At 56.5% G+C, this 14,799-nt stretch carries 17 protein-coding genes; 6 read left to right on the top strand and 11 right to left on the bottom strand.

Features of this window, described 5'->3' with window-relative positions; translation table 11 throughout:
• The 5 genes from GOX61_RS04165 to GOX61_RS04145 form a co-directional block, all read right to left on the bottom strand.
• Positions 1 to 258, bottom strand: coding sequence for a DUF6455 family protein (locus tag GOX61_RS04165; RefSeq protein ID WP_170331483.1), 258 nt, complete (start codon positions 256 to 258; stop codon positions 1 to 3).
• The gene (locus GOX61_RS04160) at positions 258 to 524 is read right to left on the bottom strand and encodes a DUF6455 family protein (RefSeq protein WP_254436740.1); all 267 of its coding nucleotides are present in this window, start codon (positions 522 to 524) and stop codon (positions 258 to 260) included. Before GOX61_RS04160 ends, GOX61_RS04165 begins: the two co-directional genes overlap by 1 nt.
• Before the next feature lie 15 nt (positions 525 to 539).
• Positions 540 to 791, bottom strand: coding sequence for a DUF6455 family protein (locus GOX61_RS04155; RefSeq protein ID WP_155145470.1), 252 nt, complete (start codon positions 789 to 791; stop codon positions 540 to 542).
• A 69-nt stretch (positions 792 to 860) separates the two neighbouring features.
• On the bottom strand, positions 861 to 1,229 hold the full coding sequence (locus tag GOX61_RS04150; protein WP_170331479.1) for a YigZ family protein: 369 nt from the start codon (positions 1,227 to 1,229) through the stop codon (positions 861 to 863).
• The gene (locus GOX61_RS04145) at positions 1,226 to 1,936 is read right to left on the bottom strand and encodes a M48 family metallopeptidase (protein ID WP_170331477.1); all 711 of its coding nucleotides are present in this window, start codon (positions 1,934 to 1,936) and stop codon (positions 1,226 to 1,228) included. Before GOX61_RS04145 ends, GOX61_RS04150 begins: the two co-directional genes overlap by 4 nt.
• 119 nt (positions 1,937 to 2,055) lie before the next feature.
• Between GOX61_RS04145 and GOX61_RS04140 the strand changes: the two genes are divergently transcribed.
• The 3 genes from GOX61_RS04140 to GOX61_RS04130 all read left to right on the top strand — a co-directional run bounded on the left by GOX61_RS04140 (position 2,056) and on the right by GOX61_RS04130 (position 3,807).
• Positions 2,056 to 2,307, top strand: coding sequence for a hypothetical protein (locus GOX61_RS04140; RefSeq protein ID WP_155145476.1), 252 nt, complete (start codon positions 2,056 to 2,058; stop codon positions 2,305 to 2,307).
• A gap of 226 nt (positions 2,308 to 2,533) precedes the next feature.
• Entirely contained in the window at positions 2,534 to 3,112 is a 579-nt protein-coding gene (locus tag GOX61_RS04135) for a nitroreductase family protein (protein ID WP_155145478.1), read from the top strand.
• Complete coding sequence (locus GOX61_RS04130; RefSeq protein WP_170331476.1) at positions 3,109 to 3,807, top strand: EI24 domain-containing protein; 699 nt, start codon at positions 3,109 to 3,111, stop codon at positions 3,805 to 3,807. Before GOX61_RS04135 ends, GOX61_RS04130 begins: the two co-directional genes overlap by 4 nt.
• Before the next feature lie 3 nt (positions 3,808 to 3,810).
• On the opposite strand, the gene GOX61_RS04125 is transcribed toward GOX61_RS04130, so the two are convergent.
• Together GOX61_RS04125 and mce are read right to left on the bottom strand one after the other, a co-directional pair.
• The gene (locus tag GOX61_RS04125) at positions 3,811 to 4,077 is read right to left on the bottom strand and encodes a DUF1467 family protein (RefSeq protein WP_155145482.1); all 267 of its coding nucleotides are present in this window, start codon (positions 4,075 to 4,077) and stop codon (positions 3,811 to 3,813) included.
• Between the two features lie 22 nt (positions 4,078 to 4,099).
• Positions 4,100 to 4,504: a methylmalonyl-CoA epimerase gene (gene mce / locus GOX61_RS04120; protein WP_109313240.1), complete on the bottom strand. Its 405-nt coding sequence runs from the start codon at positions 4,502 to 4,504 to the stop codon at positions 4,100 to 4,102.
• Positions 4,505 to 4,639: 135 nt separating this feature from the next.
• On the opposite strand from mce, the gene GOX61_RS04115 reads away from it, so the two are divergent.
• The gene (locus GOX61_RS04115; protein ID WP_170331474.1) at positions 4,640 to 5,359 is read left to right on the top strand and encodes a response regulator; all 720 of its coding nucleotides are present in this window, start codon (positions 4,640 to 4,642) and stop codon (positions 5,357 to 5,359) included.
• Between the two features lie 210 nt (positions 5,360 to 5,569).
• Here GOX61_RS04115 and aspS read toward each other — a convergent pair whose 3' ends face one another.
• A complete protein-coding gene (gene aspS, locus GOX61_RS04110) occupies positions 5,570 to 7,345 on the bottom strand; it encodes an aspartate--tRNA ligase (RefSeq protein ID WP_170331472.1) in 1,776 nt (591 codons plus the stop codon).
• Positions 7,346 to 7,550: 205 nt separating this feature from the next.
• Between aspS and GOX61_RS04105 the strand changes: the two genes are divergently transcribed.
• On the top strand, positions 7,551 to 8,777 hold the full coding sequence (locus tag GOX61_RS04105) for an SAM-dependent methyltransferase (protein ID WP_170331464.1): 1,227 nt from the start codon (positions 7,551 to 7,553) through the stop codon (positions 8,775 to 8,777).
• A 9-nt stretch (positions 8,778 to 8,786) separates the two neighbouring features.
• Here GOX61_RS04105 and GOX61_RS04100 read toward each other — a convergent pair whose 3' ends face one another.
• The 3 genes from GOX61_RS04100 to GOX61_RS04090 are packed head-to-tail and all read right to left on the bottom strand — an operon-like array spanning position 8,787 to position 11,190.
• The gene (locus tag GOX61_RS04100) at positions 8,787 to 9,458 is read right to left on the bottom strand and encodes a CPBP family intramembrane glutamic endopeptidase (protein ID WP_367646932.1); all 672 of its coding nucleotides are present in this window, start codon (positions 9,456 to 9,458) and stop codon (positions 8,787 to 8,789) included.
• Complete coding sequence (locus GOX61_RS04095; protein WP_170331463.1) at positions 9,455 to 10,102, bottom strand: aminotransferase class IV family protein; 648 nt, start codon at positions 10,100 to 10,102, stop codon at positions 9,455 to 9,457. The genes GOX61_RS04100 and GOX61_RS04095 overlap by 4 nt, the downstream gene beginning before the upstream one ends.
• Positions 10,057 to 11,190 (bottom strand): aminodeoxychorismate synthase component I, encoded by a 1,134-nt coding sequence (locus GOX61_RS04090; RefSeq protein WP_170331461.1) that lies wholly within the window; start codon positions 11,188 to 11,190, stop codon positions 10,057 to 10,059. The genes GOX61_RS04095 and GOX61_RS04090 overlap by 46 nt, the downstream gene beginning before the upstream one ends.
• A gap of 172 nt (positions 11,191 to 11,362) precedes the next feature.
• On the opposite strand from GOX61_RS04090, the gene carB reads away from it, so the two are divergent.
• Positions 11,363 to 14,707, top strand: coding sequence for a carbamoyl-phosphate synthase large subunit (gene carB, locus GOX61_RS04085; protein ID WP_170331459.1), 3,345 nt, complete (start codon positions 11,363 to 11,365; stop codon positions 14,705 to 14,707).
• Positions 14,708 to 14,799: the final 92 nt, after the last annotated feature.

Here is a 14,799-nt window from a genome sequence, read left to right as displayed (position 1 = left end):
CTATCTCAGCTCGTTGAGGGTTTTGGCATTGGCGCAAAATTCTGGTGCGGCGATCGCCTGAGACTGCTGAATCGATAACCAGATCGCGCAATTTTCGCTGCATTCTGCGGCACGACAGCGCGTCACCATCTCGGCATAATCGTTGGCAGTAAGCCGCCCTTCAACCATCGCTTCGGTAAGGGAAACACCCATGCACCTGGCGACGGATCGGGTCAGCCAAAAGTGTTTTTCGATGTCGCCAAGCGAAGTTCGAGCCATCAGTTCATCCGCCGCTGATTTGCCTTAAGTGCGGCGAATCGCTTTCGGTTTGGGCAGTTTTCGGGGGCATGCGGCGCATTTTCATTCTGATCCAACCATTCAGGACAAGCGCAAGCCCATTCACACCCCCTGCAGGATTGAATCATCTCGGCCCAGCCTTCCTGGCTCAGTCGACCGACCTTATGGGCTGCTACAAGATCAGTTCCCGTGGCCTGCCCCATTCTGAGGATCAGGCGAACATGCGTCATAATTTGACCCAGATGCATCATCGAACAACCGCCTTACGGGATGAGATTCTGCAACAACTCCCGATTTCTGCAGTATTCCGGAGTTTGCTGCGAAGACGCGCTTTTCTGAAGAAAGGATTCGCAGTGGCTCGGATTGGGGCAGTTGGTGCATTTCAGAACAGCATCTGAAATCTCATCCACAGATACCTGCCCTTCGATGGCAGCGGTTTCCAGATCCACACCCAGCTTTGTGGCCATTTGATCCACGAGGCCGGCATGGTGTCGCAAAGTCTCACGGCTGGACATACGGTTTCCTTTCCCTGTCGCGCTTTGGGAAAAGGTATCAATCAAACCGATCTTTGCCCTTGATTCAGGTCAAGCACCGATACCGAGGTGATCCAGATAGAACCGCGTGGCATCCTGCACCCTACGAAAACGATCGCCGCCAAGCTTCTTGCCGCCATACCAGCGTGTCACGATGATAACGTGGTTCTCCATTTCAGCACGCTCCATCATCCGCAGGATCACCATGGCAGCCCCGCTTTCACCGTCATCGGCTTTCAGGGCTCCGGTCGGCAAAACAGCGGCCCAAGTGTTGTGCGTAGCCTTAGCGTAACTCTTGTAGGATTTGAGTTCCGCCAGAACAGCGTCAACATCCGCCCGGCTGGATGCAGAGGCGCCGGTGACAGCGTATTTTGATCCGCGATCGGTCAGCACCACGCCAAGGCGCGTCAGTTCTGTCATTGTGTCAGTCCCAATTGGGCCGCCGTTTCCAGAACGGCCTGCACGCGCTGAGCGTTGGGGGGGTGTGTGGCCAAAAAGCGGTCACCCGGATCAGGAATACGCTTGAAGTACTCCATTCCGACCAAGGGGTCATAACCCGCTGAATGTGTAATCACCGTACCCAGCCGGTCAGCCTCAAGCTCGAACCCCTTGATGTATACCTGCACCCCGACATCTGCACCCAGCTTTTGCGCAAGTTCAACACCCTCGTCATCAGCGCCATAATCCCGGGCCAAATTCCCAAAAATCTGCGCGCTTTCCTGAGAGTTTTTGGCCTGACGCGCAATATGATCCAGAACATGGTGGGCTGCTTCGTGCCCCATGACGAATGCCATTTCATCCGCGTTTTGCGTCGATTCGATCATCGTCTGGGTAAAAATAATGTAGGGTCGTTTCTTGTCATCCAGCGTCTGAAACGCATTGACCTCGGCATTTGGATCAGGATCGACAAGAATTCCGAACTCGCAATTCAGGTTGTTGGCCTGACGTCGGCAGGTATCGGTGGCGGCGGCGCTGACGGCGCGGCTGACTTGCCGAAAATCGCTCGCTTTCTGCTGCAGTTCCGGCGTTGAGGGATTCCACTGTTCTGCAGTGATGAAGCCAGACCCGCGCGGGCTAAGGCCGCAGGCAGAAACCAGCATGACCAGCAACAAGACATAACGGAGCATTCCGGGTCCTTTCAAAATCATGCCGGAAGGAAACCTTAGCGCGACACCTTCGGGCTTACCACACCTTCTGTTCCGAACAACGGGTTGCATTACTGCATTCGGATCGGCACTCTGACATCATGTTTTCGATTGAACATGAATTCGACTCGACGATCATTACTCTGGTGGACGAAGGCCCCAAGCCTTTGCAAGAGGATATCGTAATCAACAGTTTTGCCGAATGCGTGACGCTTGAGCAGATAGACCCCCGTACGGAACAGGTCCAGAAGATCACACTGTCACCGGAACAGGTCCGCGATCTGGCCGCTGCCCTCGATTTACCAGAGGGAGTCTATCAGATCCGGGAAACACCACCTGATCAAAGTGAATAGCAATTGCCAGACACCGCCTGATCCATCCTAAACACCTGTAGCAGTCTACAGCGTGGTAAGGCTTTGCATCGACTTGTGTTTTGTTCTTTGTGCCTCCATAGCCAATGTGATCTCCCGCCAAGCCGCCGCAAGGTATCAGAGATGTAGGACAGTTTTTTGCATTTGCCCTTGAAAAGGCCATGCACCTGTCCGAGATACACACTGCTGATGTAAAGGAAGTTAACATATGTCCTTGAAAAATCCGGCCGCACTGGAATTTCTGCTGTCGCGCCGATCCCGCCCGGCGAAAACCCTGATCGCACCTGCCCCAACACGGGAAGAACTGGAACCTTTGCTGACAGCCGCTGCTCGCAGCCCGGATCACGGCAAGCTTGAGCCCTGGCGCTTTATCGTTCTGCAAAAAGGCGCGATGCCGCGTCTAGCGGACCTGACCGAGAAACATGGGCGGGCATTGGGCAAAAGCCCCGAGGACATCGCCAAAGCCAGAAACCAATTCGATCTGGGACAACTCGCAGTAGCCGTCATCGAAGTGCAAAAGGAATCCCCCAAGATTCCAGCAATCGAACAAACCTATTCCGCCGGTGCAGTGTGTTTGGCGTTGCTGAATGCAGCTCTGGCTGCTGGATGGGGAGCAAACTGGCTGTCGGGCTGGCAAACTCATGACCGTGATTTCTGCAAGGAAGCCTTTGGTCTCGCTGAAAATGAACGTGTCGCTGGCCTGATTCACATCGCAACCGAAGGCACCACACCACCTGAACGTCCACGCCCGGACGTACCTGTACTGACCGAATGGGTTTCCGAATGATCGTTGTCCAGTCATTTCTCAAAGCCATCGGACAGATCGGGGATCCGCGTTTTCGCAAAGTTCTGCTGCTGGGCGTTGGCCTGACATTTGCCCTTCTAGTGGTCAGCTATGCAGGGTTCCTATGGCTGATCAACACGCTTGTCGGAGAACAGGTAACCCTGCCGATTTTGGGTGAAGTGACGTGGTTGAACGATCTTCTCAGTGTCTCATCTTTCCTACTGATGATGGTGCTATCGGTCTTTTTGATGGTGCCGGTGGCCTCGGCCATAACCTCGATGTTTCTGGATGAGGTTGCACAAGCGGTCGAGGACAAACACTATCCCTCCCTGCCCGCGGTCCCACGCATACCTTTTGGCGACGCATTGATGGATACGCTCAGCTTCCTAGGCGTCCTTATCGTTGCCAACCTGCTAGCTCTGATCCTTTATGCGATTTTCACGCCCTTCGCTCCGTTCATCTTCTGGGCCATGAACGGTTTCCTGTTGGGTCGGGAATATTTCACATTGGCTGCGATGCGGCGATTGGGCCGTGAAGGAGCGCGTAAACTGCGGGCAAAACATGTCGCAACGATCTGGATGGCCGGAACACTGATGGCCATTCCGCTATCCGTACCTCTCGTGAACCTCCTGATCCCGATCCTCGGGGCCGCGACGTTCACCCATATCTATCATGGGCTGTCAGGGACCAGACCCTGACTGTCAGCCCATCTGGTTCAGCCAGTCGAAATCCCGGACCGAGATCACGCCCGAGATGATAATCCCTGCAATGATCGCCCAGATCACTACCGAGATACCGGTGGTGATCCACATCTTTTTCTTCAGGTGATGCACTTCTGGCGCCCCTGCATGGGTACCCGGAACAATCTCACCCAGATCGCCCTGCGTTTTGATCCGCACGGGCAACACGATCAACAAGGTCAGGAACCAGATTACGGCAAACAGGACCAGAGCTGCTGTAATCGTCATAGTCGGCCCTCCGGCTTAGGGGTTACACCTGCTCCAGTTCAACAAGGCAACCATTGAAATCCTTGGGATGCAGGAACAGAACCGGTTTGCCATGCGCACCGATTTTGGGCTCTCCGGAACCAAGGACGCGCGCACCGGTTTCCTTGAGATGATCGCGGGCGGCAATGATATCTTCAACTTCGTAGCAGACATGGTGAATGCCGCCAGCAGGGTTCTTTTCCAGAAATCCATTGATCGGGCTGTCATCGCCCAAAGGATACAGCAATTCGATCTTGGTGTTGGGCAGTTCGATAAACACCACGGTTACACCATGATCGGGCTCGTCCTGAGGCGCGCCAACTTTTGCGCCCAGCGCGTTGCGATACTGCTCGGAAGCCGCTTCAAGATCCGGAACGGCAATCGCGACGTGGTTCAGGCGACCAATCATGGAACTCTCCTCTGTTCAGCGTTGCTGGGGTTATGGGGGTTGCCCCAACAAAGGGCAAGTGCGCCAAATTGCCCATTAACCCTGTGTTAGCCAGAAGTTCCTAGCGTGAGGCATCTGCTGAACAGGAGTTTTGCCATGGACGATTCGGGCCCATTCGCCACCTCTCCCGCCCTTCCCAACGCTACCCGGCCGTTGCTGGGGCAGACCATCCTTGTCGTTGAAGACAGCCGGTATGTCTGCGATGCAATGCGGCTGATGTGCATGCACAGCGGGGCGAGAATTCGTCGCGCGGATTGTCTGAAATCAGCACGCCGTCACCTTCAGATCTATCGCCCTTCCGTCATTGTCGTTGACATGGGACTGCCCGATGGGTCCGGTGATGAGTTGATTGCCGAGCTGGATCAGGCAACTCCCCGGATCAGCGTCATTCTGGGAATGTCGGGTGATGACGGTACGGAAGCAGCAGCGATGAAGGCTGGTGCGGATGGGTTCCTCGCCAAGCCGCTGACGTCGCTTGCTTATTTCCAGAAGAGTATTCTGGAACTTCTCCCCGAAGATCGCCGCCCGGGGGGCCTCCATGCTGTACGCGACGAGGTGATCCACCCGGACCCGATGGCTTACCAGGACGACATGGCACATATCGCTGACGTACTGACAGGTCCGACTGACAATCGCACGCTGGACTATGTGGCACAGTTCCTCAGGGCGGTCGCACGGGATGCCGAAGATATGGTTCTGGCTGAAGCCGCACAGCAACTGGCGGCATCACAGTCACAGGGCGCACCCGTTACCGCGCAGACCGCACGAGTAGCAGGTTTGGTGCAAAACCGGCTCAAACACCGGGAGGCCATCTAATATGACGATCGCTTACATCATCACAGCCACCGTTCTGTGCCTGTGGCTTTACCGCCAGACCAGAAGCACGGCGCGGTCAATTCGCGACAACCGTCAAAGCGTGGACAACCCACTTGATTGAACCTCAAAGCAAAGGCTCTATCGATCTTGATCAGAAGGATTTGAGCTGCACAAAACAGAACCGCCCGCACGTGGCGGGCGGTCTGACTATCAGTCTTGTGGGATGATGCGAAGACCCAGTTCCATCAACTGATCCGAAGTCGGGTCTGATGGTGCATCCATCATCAGGTCTTCGGCACGCTGGTTCATCGGGAACATCATGACCTCACGGATGTTGGCCTCATCAGCCAGCAGCATCACGATACGGTCGATACCTGCAGCACAGCCACCGTGTGGCGGTGCCCCGTAGTGGAACGCGTTGAACAAGGCACCAAAGCGGCTTTTGACCTCTTCTTCGCCATAGCCAGCCAGTTCGAAGGCCTTCAGCATAATCTCGGGCTTGTGGTTCCGGATTGCACCTGAAACCAGTTCGTACCCGTTACATGCCAGATCGTACTGATAGCCGCGCACATCCAGCGGATTGCCCTGCAGCGCTTCCATACCGCCTTGCGGCATCGAGAACGGGTTGTGCTCAAAATCAATCGCGCCGGTTTCTTCGTCCTGTTCATAGATCGGAAAGTCCACGATCCAGGCAAAGGCAAAACGATCTTTTTCGGTGAGGTTCAGCTCATCACCAATCACGTCGCGTGCCTTACCAGCGACCTTTTCAAAGGCTTTCGGCTTGCCGCCCAAGAAGAACGCCGCATCGCCAACGCCCAGACCCAACTGCTGACGGATTGCCTCGGTCCGCTCGGGGCCAATGTTCTTGGCCAGCGGGCCTGCCGCCTCCATCCCTTCGCCCTGATCGCGCCAGAAGATGTAGCCCATACCGGGCAGACCTTCTTTCTGGGCAAAAGCGTTCATACGGTCACAGAACTTGCGGCTGCCACCGGTTGGTGCTGGGATCGCGCGGATTTCGGTGCCTTCCTGCTCTAGCAATTTTGCGAATATCGCAAAGCCAGAACCACGGAAATGCTCAGACACAACCTGCATCTTGATTGGGTTCCGCAGGTCGGGCTTGTCGGTGCCGTACCAGAGCGCTGCATCCTTGTAGGAAATCTGCGGCCATTCCTGATCAACCTTGCGGCCACCGCCGAATTCCTCAAACACGCCGGTCAGAACCGGCTGGATCGTGTCGAACACGTCCTGCTGCTCAACAAACGACATCTCGAGGTCGAGCTGATAGAAATCGGTGGGTGAGCGGTCGGCACGCGGATCTTCGTCGCGGAAGCAAGGCGCGATCTGGAAGTACTTGTCGAAGCCCGACACCATGATCAGCTGTTTGAACTGCTGCGGAGCTTGCGGCAGCGCGTAGAACTTGCCCGGGTGCAAACGCGAGGGCACCAGGAAGTCACGCGCACCCTCGGGCGACGAGGCGGTGATGATCGGTGTCTGATACTCGCGGAATCCCTGATCCCACATCCGTTTGCGCATGGATGCAACAACGTCCGAACGCAGGGTCATGTTCTGCTGCATCGCTTCACGGCGCAGGTCCAGATAGCGATAGCGCAGGCGCGTCTCCTCGGGATATTCCTGATCGCCGAAGACCATCAGCGGCAGTTCGTCGGCGGCACCCAGCACTTCCAGCTCACGCACGTAAACTTCAACTTCGCCGGTCGGAAGTTTCGGGTTCACCAGTTCCGGGTCACGCGCTTTTACGGTGCCGTCGATACGGATACACCACTCGGAGCGGACCTTCTCCAGCTCGGCAAAGGCTGCGCTGTCGCCGTCGCACAGAACCTGTGTCACGCCAAAATGGTCGCGCAGGTCGATGAACAGCACGCCGCCGTGATCTCGTACCCGATGCACCCAACCGGACAGGCGAACGGTTTCACCAACATTGGCGGCGGTCAGAGCGGCGCAGGTGTGGCTGCGATAGGCGTGCATGGATCATATCCCTTCGGGCGCAAAATTCGTCGCGCCGATACACCGCGATCGCCCGTAGAAGTCAAGGGTTCGCCGCTCTATCGCATGCGATGTTAAGCAAAAGGCAGACAAATTCTTATTTTTTGGTATGTTTTCCGCATAGTGAACTTGAATAGTTTTTCCCGGTTTACGGGAGCCAGGCCATTTTGAAAGGAGATGTTGGCAAATGTGGCAAGCTATTTTCGATCGCATTTTGAGCGACTTCATCACCCGTGGGACGCTGCGGATCAGATACCCCGACGGGAGCGAACGCGAATATGGAGACGGGACTTCACCCGCGGCACAAATCTCGCTGCATGAAGCAGCTCTGCTGCCGCGCATGGTCAAGAACCCCGAGATGGCCTTTGGTGAAGGCTATATGGATGGTTCGCTGTCTATAGACGAAGGCGGTTTGGAAAACGCGATGCGGATTGCGATTCGCTCGGCAGCCGCAAACCCATTACCCATCGTTCAACGAATTCAGATGCGCGCCGAATACCTCATGCGCCCTCTGATCCAGCGCAATTCGGTGCCTCTGTCAAAACGCAATGTTGCGCACCATTATGACCTGTCGGATGATTTCTATCGTCTGATGCTGGATCCGGACATGCAGTATAGCTGTGCGTATTTTCAGACGCCGGACATGACGCTCGAGGAAGCGCAGAAGGCCAAGAAGGACCATATCGCCCGCAAGCTGTGCCTTGAGCCGGGGATGAGGGTACTGGACATTGGTTGTGGTTGGGGTGGCCTCGCTTTGACGCTGGCACAGAAGCACGGCGTTCAAGTCACCGGCCTCACACTGTCCGAAAATCAACACAGGACTGCAAACCAGCGCATTCAGGCGGCAGGCCTGCAGAAGCAAATTCAAATCCGGCTTATGGACTATCGAGAGGTTGAGGATCAGTTTGATCGCATCGTATCTGTCGGCATGCTGGAACATGTGGGTGCACCCCAGTTTCAGACTTATTTCGACCGGATTTCCGATCTGCTGCATCCGGAAGGTGTTGCCCTAATCCATTCGATTGGGCGCAACGGTCCGGCCACCAATCAATCCCCGTGGCTGAGCAAATATATCTTCCCGGGCGGCTATGTCCCGTCGCTAACCGAGCTGGTGGGCCCGGTATCACGTACAGGGATGTGGTTTCTGGATATCGAGAGCCTTCGATTGCACTATGCAAAAACACTGAGGTGCTGGCGCGATCGGTTCGAGCACAATCTGGATCAGGTTCGTGCGATGTATGATGACCGATTTATCCGGATGTGGCGGTTCTATCTGACGGCCTGCATTCTGGTTTTCGAGGAACGCGATCAGACTGTTTTCCAGTTGCAGCTTGGTCACAAACGAGATGTGGTGCCACTGACAAGAGATTACCTCTATCAGTCACCTCAGCCCATGCGTGATGCTGCGGAATAGCTGATCAACTCAGAATGGCCGTTGCACGTTGCCGGAATAAAAGAAAATGCCCAGACCGGCTGCAAAGATGATGTTGCCGGCGATAGCGTGCAACAGAACCGCGTAGAAGAATGACCCACGCTTGCGATAGGCCCACGAGAACAGAAGCCCGCCAGCAAACGTCATCACTGCAACGATCCAGCTCCAGTACATCAGATGTGCGAATGAAAAGATCGCTGCGTTCAGTACATCGGCTGCGCGCCCCGTTGGCAGTATCCCGTGATACCGGCGGTAGAACAGTGGTCTGAAAAGCAGCTCTTGCGGCAGGGCAGACAGCAACGGATAGCCAACCCAAATGAAGGCCAGCATTTCCGGCCTATGGATCAGCAGAAAGAATGCTGCATCAGGGCGGGTCGCTTTGACCAACACGGTGCAAACGGCAGCCATTGCCACCGTGAACAGGACTACCTCTCGCCAGGACCAGTTTCGCCATCCATAGCGCAGTTCAGCCCACGAAAATCCCGGAGTGTTATGCAGCAGAATGATCCCAAGACCGGTGAATGCAAACAATGCCGGGAACATCCAGTTGGGTGGAAACAGCACAGCGATCAACAGTGGCGCCGCGATGAAAAAAGCACCAAATTCCAGTCGCAACCGCATCTCAGGAACAGCGGCTCTGGTCAATTCCCCCTGTTCGCTCACTTTATTGCCAGCTCCACGCGGATCAGCCCCCTCAAGGAATTACCCATATGCACATTCTTCGCCTCATGCAGATCGGTCAAGGTCAGAGTCGCTTCGGTAACCTTTTCTGTTTCCAGCAATTCTTCGCGCAGAATACCGGGCAGCAATCCCGACGAAAGTGGCGGTGTCAGCCAGCGCCCGTCTGGCGTTTCCAGAAAGAGATTGGTGATCGAGCCTTCACAAAGCTCCTCCTTCTCGTTGAGGAACAGTAACTCATCCATATCATCAGGCAGAGACGCCCGGGCCGTATCATAAATCGCCCGTCGGGTTGTCTTGTACCGCAGCCAAGGATCGGAAGAGTCCAACCGAATATCCGATATCCCAAGCCGCCAGACCGATAGGTTTTCAGCGAGGGGGCCGGTTGTGACTTCGTACTGTCCCGCCCTATCCAAGGTCAGCCTGCAGCGCAGGGGATCGTTTCCGGATACCGGGTTCAACGCTTGGATCGCCAAGTCGGAATCAAATGGAATGCCCAGGGCATCAGCAGACCGCGCCATACGCGCTAGATGCCGCTGCAGGCGCACGAAACCCTGCTCAGGCCGAAAGGCCAGGGTTTCGATCAGGCGGAAATCAGGCTCAGTTGGTGGGCAAACCGGGCTTTCCATAGCGCTTCCTCATATTCGGACGGGGCTGTGCTGTCCCACACAACGCCGCCACCCACATTCAGCGTGGCCTCGCCGTCTTCAACCATCAGCGTACGGATAGCGACGTTGAATTCGGACCTACCGTCTGGTGCGGCCCAACCAATCGTGCCGCAATAGATATCACGCGGCCATGGCTCAAGATCCGAAAGAATCTCCATCGCACGAATTTTGGGAGCTCCGGTGATTGAACCACAGGGAAACAGCGCGGTCAAAATGTCTGACAACCCGGCCCCTACCTGCAGTTGCGCCTGAACCAGTGACACCATCTGATGCACGGTGGAATAGGTCTCGACCTTGAACAGCTCAGGCACTTTAACCGTCCCTGGCAACGCAACCCGACTGATATCGTTGCGCAGCAGATCGACGATCATCAGATTCTCCGCCCGGTTCTTTTCATCCTGCGACAGAAACGCGCGACGCCGGGCATCCTCGGCCAAATCCTCGCTGCGCGGTTGCGTACCCTTCATCGGGCGGGTTTCAATCCGACCATCGGCGTCGGTTCTGAAAAATAACTCCGGCGACCGGCTGAGGAGGTCAGGCAATCCATCCTGCTGAACCAGCGCACCGTGACCTACGCGCTGACTGGATGTGAGCGCCGAATAGAGAGACGCGCTGTCACCCTCAAGTTTCAGATCGATCGGAAAGGTCAGGTTAGCCTGATAAATATCCCCGGCCCCAATCGCATCGTGAACTGATTGGAAGGCTTTGGTATAGCGCGCTTCATCCCATCGGGGCTGAAATTCCGTAACGCCGGATGATCCTGAGGGCAAATCAAGCTTCGCCGGCTGTTCGTAGACGCCAAAACACAACAACGGCAGGCGACGCCCTTCGGGCAGACGATCAGCAAGGCGGGTCTCCAGCACATATCCAAGCTCATAACTGGCATATCCTGCCAGCCATGCACCTTGCGCGCGTGCATCATCCAGCGCCGCCAAAGCCTGGGGCACGTCTTCCGCAGTGTCTGCGCGGATCACCTGAACAGGCCGATCAAAACTGGTTCCCGGCCCGGTCGGTCCCTGATCGAAACGAATACGCAATTGCTTCCTCATTTACCGTGTTGCGCGATATAGAGAATACGGTGTCGAGGGAAAGGGGGGAAAGCGGCAAATTCGCTCCTGTTTCCGATACCCCTTGAACCTTTTCGCGCTGTCCCTATAACGCACGACAATTTGGGCGCTTGGGCGGCGCCCGTGACTCGTGCAAAATCGAAGGGGCCAGGCCATGCCGAAGAGAACCGACATTCAGTCGATCATGATCATCGGGGCGGGCCCCATTGTCATCGGACAAGCCTGCGAGTTCGACTACTCAGGCGCACAAGCGTGTAAGGCGCTACGTGAGGAAGGGTACCGGGTTATCCTGGTGAACTCAAACCCGGCCACAATCATGACCGACCCCGGGCTGGCGGATGCCACCTATATCGAACCCATCACGCCCGAGGTTGTCGCCAAGATCATCGAGAAAGAACGTCCCGACGCCCTGCTGCCCACCATGGGCGGACAGACCGGCCTGAACACCTCGCTGGCGCTGGAAGAGATGGGTGTGCTGGAAAAGTTCGGTGTCGAGATGATTGGCGCCAAGCGTGATGCCATCGAAATGGCCGAGGACCGCGCCCTGTTCCGCGAAGCGATGGATCGCCTGGGTATCGAAAACCCGAAAGCCGAGATCGTGACGGCCCCCAAGGACGAGAGCGGAAAGAAAGATCTCGACGCCGGTGTAACACTGGCGCTGGATACGCTTGAAACTGTGGGGCTGCCTGCAATTATCCGCCCCGCCTTTACGCTGGGCGGTACCGGTGGCGGCGTGGCTTATAACCGCGAGGATTACATCCATATTTGCCGTTCAGGTATGGATGCCTCACCCGTAGGCCAGATCCTGATCGACGAAAGCCTGCTGGGTTGGAAAGAATATGAGATGGAGGTGGTGCGCGACACTGCCGACAACGCCATCATCGTCTGTTCGATCGAGAACGTTGACCCGATGGGCGTGCATACAGGTGACTCGATCACCGTGGCCCCTGCCCTGACTCTCACTGACAAAGAATACCAGATCATGCGCAATCACTCGATTGCCGTGCTGCGCGAGATCGGCGTCGAAACCGGTGGCTCGAACGTGCAATGGGCGATCAACCCGGTCGATGGCCGCATGGTCGTGATCGAGATGAACCCGCGCGTCTCGCGGTCTTCGGCGCTGGCTTCAAAAGCGACCGGGTTCCCGATTGCCAAGATCGCGGCCAAGTTGGCTGTAGGTTACACGCTGGACGAGCTGGATAACGACATCACCAAGGTCACACCGGCCTCGTTCGAGCCGACCATCGACTATATCGTCACCAAGATCCCGAAATTCGCCTTTGAGAAATTCCCGGGATCTGAGCCCTACCTGACCACCGCGATGAAGTCGGTGGGAGAGGCCATGTCCATCGGCCGTACGATCCACGAATCGATGCAGAAAGCTCTGGCCTCAATGGAATCAGGTCTGACCGGGTTTGATGAGATCGAAATCCCCGGACTGAACGTTGGCCTCTGGGAAGAGACCAGTGACAAAGCTGCCGTGATAAAGGCGATCAGCCAGCAAACGCCTGACCGTCTGCGCACCATTGCACAAGCCATGCGCCACGGCCTTACCGATGACGAGATTTTTGGCGTCACCAAGTTCGACCCGTGGTTTCTGGCCCGCATCCGCGAGATCATCGACGCCGAACGTCAGGTCCGCAAGGACGGCCTGCCGGTGACCGAAGAAGGCATCCGCAAGCTGAAAATGCTGGGCTTCACTGACGCACGTTTGGGCAATCTGACTGGCCGTGATGAAGACAACGTTCGCCGCGCGCGCCGCAACCTCGGGGTCAATGCCGTCTTCAAACGCATCGACACCTGCGCCGCCGAGTTCGAGGCACAGACGCCGTACATGTATTCGACCTACGAGGCCCCAATGATGGGTGAGGTTGAGTGCGAGGCACGCCCGAGCGACCGCAAAAAGGTCGTCATCCTCGGCGGTGGCCCAAACCGGATCGGTCAGGGCATCGAGTTTGACTATTGCTGCTGTCACGCTTGTTTCGCGCTGACCGAGGCTGGGTATGAGACCATCATGGTCAACTGCAACCCCGAGACGGTCTCGACCGACTATGACACCTCGGACCGCCTGTATTTCGAGCCGCTGACCTTTGAACACGTCATGGAAATCCTGACGAAGGAACAGGAAAACGGCACTCTGCACGGTGTGATCGTTCAATTCGGGGGCCAGACACCGCTGAAACTGGCGAACGCATTGGAAGCAGAAGGCATTCCGATCCTCGGCACCACACCGGACGCCATCGATTTGGCCGAAGACCGTGAACGCTTCCAGGCACTGGTCAATGAACTGGGTCTGAAACAGCCCAAAAACGGCATTGCTTCGACCGATGAACAGGCGCTGGAAATCGCCGAAGAGATCGGTTTCCCGCTGGTGATCCGCCCCTCTTACGTTCTGGGTGGCCGCGCGATGGAAATCGTGCGCGATATGGATCAGCTGCGCCGCTACATCAACGAGGCCGTTGTGGTCTCGGGCGACAGCCCGGTTCTGCTGGACAGCTATCTGGCCGGTGCGGTGGAACTGGACGTCGATGCGCTATGCGATGGCACCGACGTTCACGTTGCAGGCATAATGCAGCATATCGAAGAGGCAGGCGTCCACTCGGGTGACTCGGCCTGTTCGCTGCCGCCCTACTCGCTGTCGAAAGAGATCATCGAGCAGATCAAGGATCAGGCATTCAAGCTGGCCAAGGCGCTGAACGTTGTTGGCCTGATGAACGTGCAATTCGCGATCAAGGATGATGAGATCTACCTGATCGAGGTAAACCCGCGCGCTTCGCGGACTGTCCCATTCGTGGCCAAGGCCACCGACAGTGCGATTGCATCGATCGCTGCACGTGTGATGGCGGGTGAGAAGCTTTCGAACTTCCCGATGCGCCCAGCATATCAGGAAGGTCAGGATACCAAGATCGCCGATCAGATGACGCTGGCCGATCCGGACATGCCGTGGTTCTCGGTGAAAGAGGCCGTGCTGCCTTTTGCCCGGTTCCCTGGCGTCGACACGATCCTCGGCCCAGAAATGCGCTCGACAGGTGAAGTCATGGGCTGGGATCGCGATTTCCCGCGCGCCTTCCTTAAGGCGCAAATGGGTGCCGGGATGGTGCTGCCGTCTTCGGGTCGTGCCTTCATCTCGATCAAAGACGCGGACAAGACACCCGCAATGCTTGAGGCCGCACAAGTGCTTGCCGCACAAGGCTTCTCGCTGGTGGCAACCCGCGGGACCCAGACCTGGCTGGAACAACAAGGCGTCGCTTGTGATGTCGTCAATAAGGTCTACGAGGGTCGCCCGGACGTGGTCGACATGCTGAAAGATGGTCAGGTGCAGCTGGTGATGAACACCACCGAGGGTGCGCAGGCTGTTGAAGACAGCAAGGCAATCCGGTCTATCGCGCTCTATGACAAGATCCCCTACTACACCACAGCTGCAGCCAGCCATGCAGCGGCACTGGCGATCAAGGCACAGGCCGAAGGGGATGTCGCGGTGAAATCCCTGCAGGGATAAATCCCATCATTGTCAGATGATCAAAGCCCCGGTTCCGCCGGGGCTTTTTTTGTTCTTCCACGACCAACCAAGGCGCCGCATGATTGCTACGT

It is taken from the genome of Ruegeria arenilitoris, from assembly GCF_013030265.1.
GTDB lineage: Bacteria > Pseudomonadota > Alphaproteobacteria > Rhodobacterales > Rhodobacteraceae > Ruegeria > Ruegeria arenilitoris_E.
Note: the sequence above shows the minus strand (reverse complement) of the source record. Positions and strands in the feature narration are given on the sequence as shown.

Excerpts from the sequence above, each read along its gene's own strand:
- GOX61_RS04165 (WP_170331483.1), bottom strand. The coding sequence starts at position 258 with ATGGCTCGAACTTCGCTTGGCGACATCGAAAAACACTTTTGGCTGACC.
- GOX61_RS04160 (WP_254436740.1), bottom strand. The coding sequence starts at position 524 with ATGCATCTGGGTCAAATTATGACGCATGTTCGCCTGATCCTCAGAATG.
- GOX61_RS04155 (WP_155145470.1), bottom strand. The coding sequence starts at position 791 with ATGTCCAGCCGTGAGACTTTGCGACACCATGCCGGCCTCGTGGATCAA.
- GOX61_RS04150 (WP_170331479.1), bottom strand. The coding sequence starts at position 1,229 with ATGACAGAACTGACGCGCCTTGGCGTGGTGCTGACCGATCGCGGATCA.
- GOX61_RS04145 (WP_170331477.1), bottom strand. The coding sequence starts at position 1,936 with ATGCTCCGTTATGTCTTGTTGCTGGTCATGCTGGTTTCTGCCTGCGGC.
- GOX61_RS04140 (WP_155145476.1), top strand. The coding sequence starts at position 2,056 with ATGTTTTCGATTGAACATGAATTCGACTCGACGATCATTACTCTGGTG.
- GOX61_RS04135 (WP_155145478.1), top strand. The coding sequence starts at position 2,534 with ATGTCCTTGAAAAATCCGGCCGCACTGGAATTTCTGCTGTCGCGCCGA.
- GOX61_RS04130 (WP_170331476.1), top strand. The coding sequence starts at position 3,109 with ATGATCGTTGTCCAGTCATTTCTCAAAGCCATCGGACAGATCGGGGAT.
- GOX61_RS04125 (WP_155145482.1), bottom strand. The coding sequence starts at position 4,077 with ATGACGATTACAGCAGCTCTGGTCCTGTTTGCCGTAATCTGGTTCCTG.
- mce (WP_109313240.1), bottom strand. The coding sequence starts at position 4,504 with ATGATTGGTCGCCTGAACCACGTCGCGATTGCCGTTCCGGATCTTGAA.
- GOX61_RS04115 (WP_170331474.1), top strand. The coding sequence starts at position 4,640 with ATGGACGATTCGGGCCCATTCGCCACCTCTCCCGCCCTTCCCAACGCT.
- aspS (WP_170331472.1), bottom strand. The coding sequence starts at position 7,345 with ATGCACGCCTATCGCAGCCACACCTGCGCCGCTCTGACCGCCGCCAAT.
- GOX61_RS04105 (WP_170331464.1), top strand. The coding sequence starts at position 7,551 with ATGTGGCAAGCTATTTTCGATCGCATTTTGAGCGACTTCATCACCCGT.
- GOX61_RS04095 (WP_170331463.1), bottom strand. The coding sequence starts at position 10,102 with ATGGAAAGCCCGGTTTGCCCACCAACTGAGCCTGATTTCCGCCTGATC.
- GOX61_RS04090 (WP_170331461.1), bottom strand. The coding sequence starts at position 11,190 with ATGAGGAAGCAATTGCGTATTCGTTTCGATCAGGGACCGACCGGGCCG.
- carB (WP_170331459.1), top strand. The coding sequence starts at position 11,363 with ATGCCGAAGAGAACCGACATTCAGTCGATCATGATCATCGGGGCGGGC.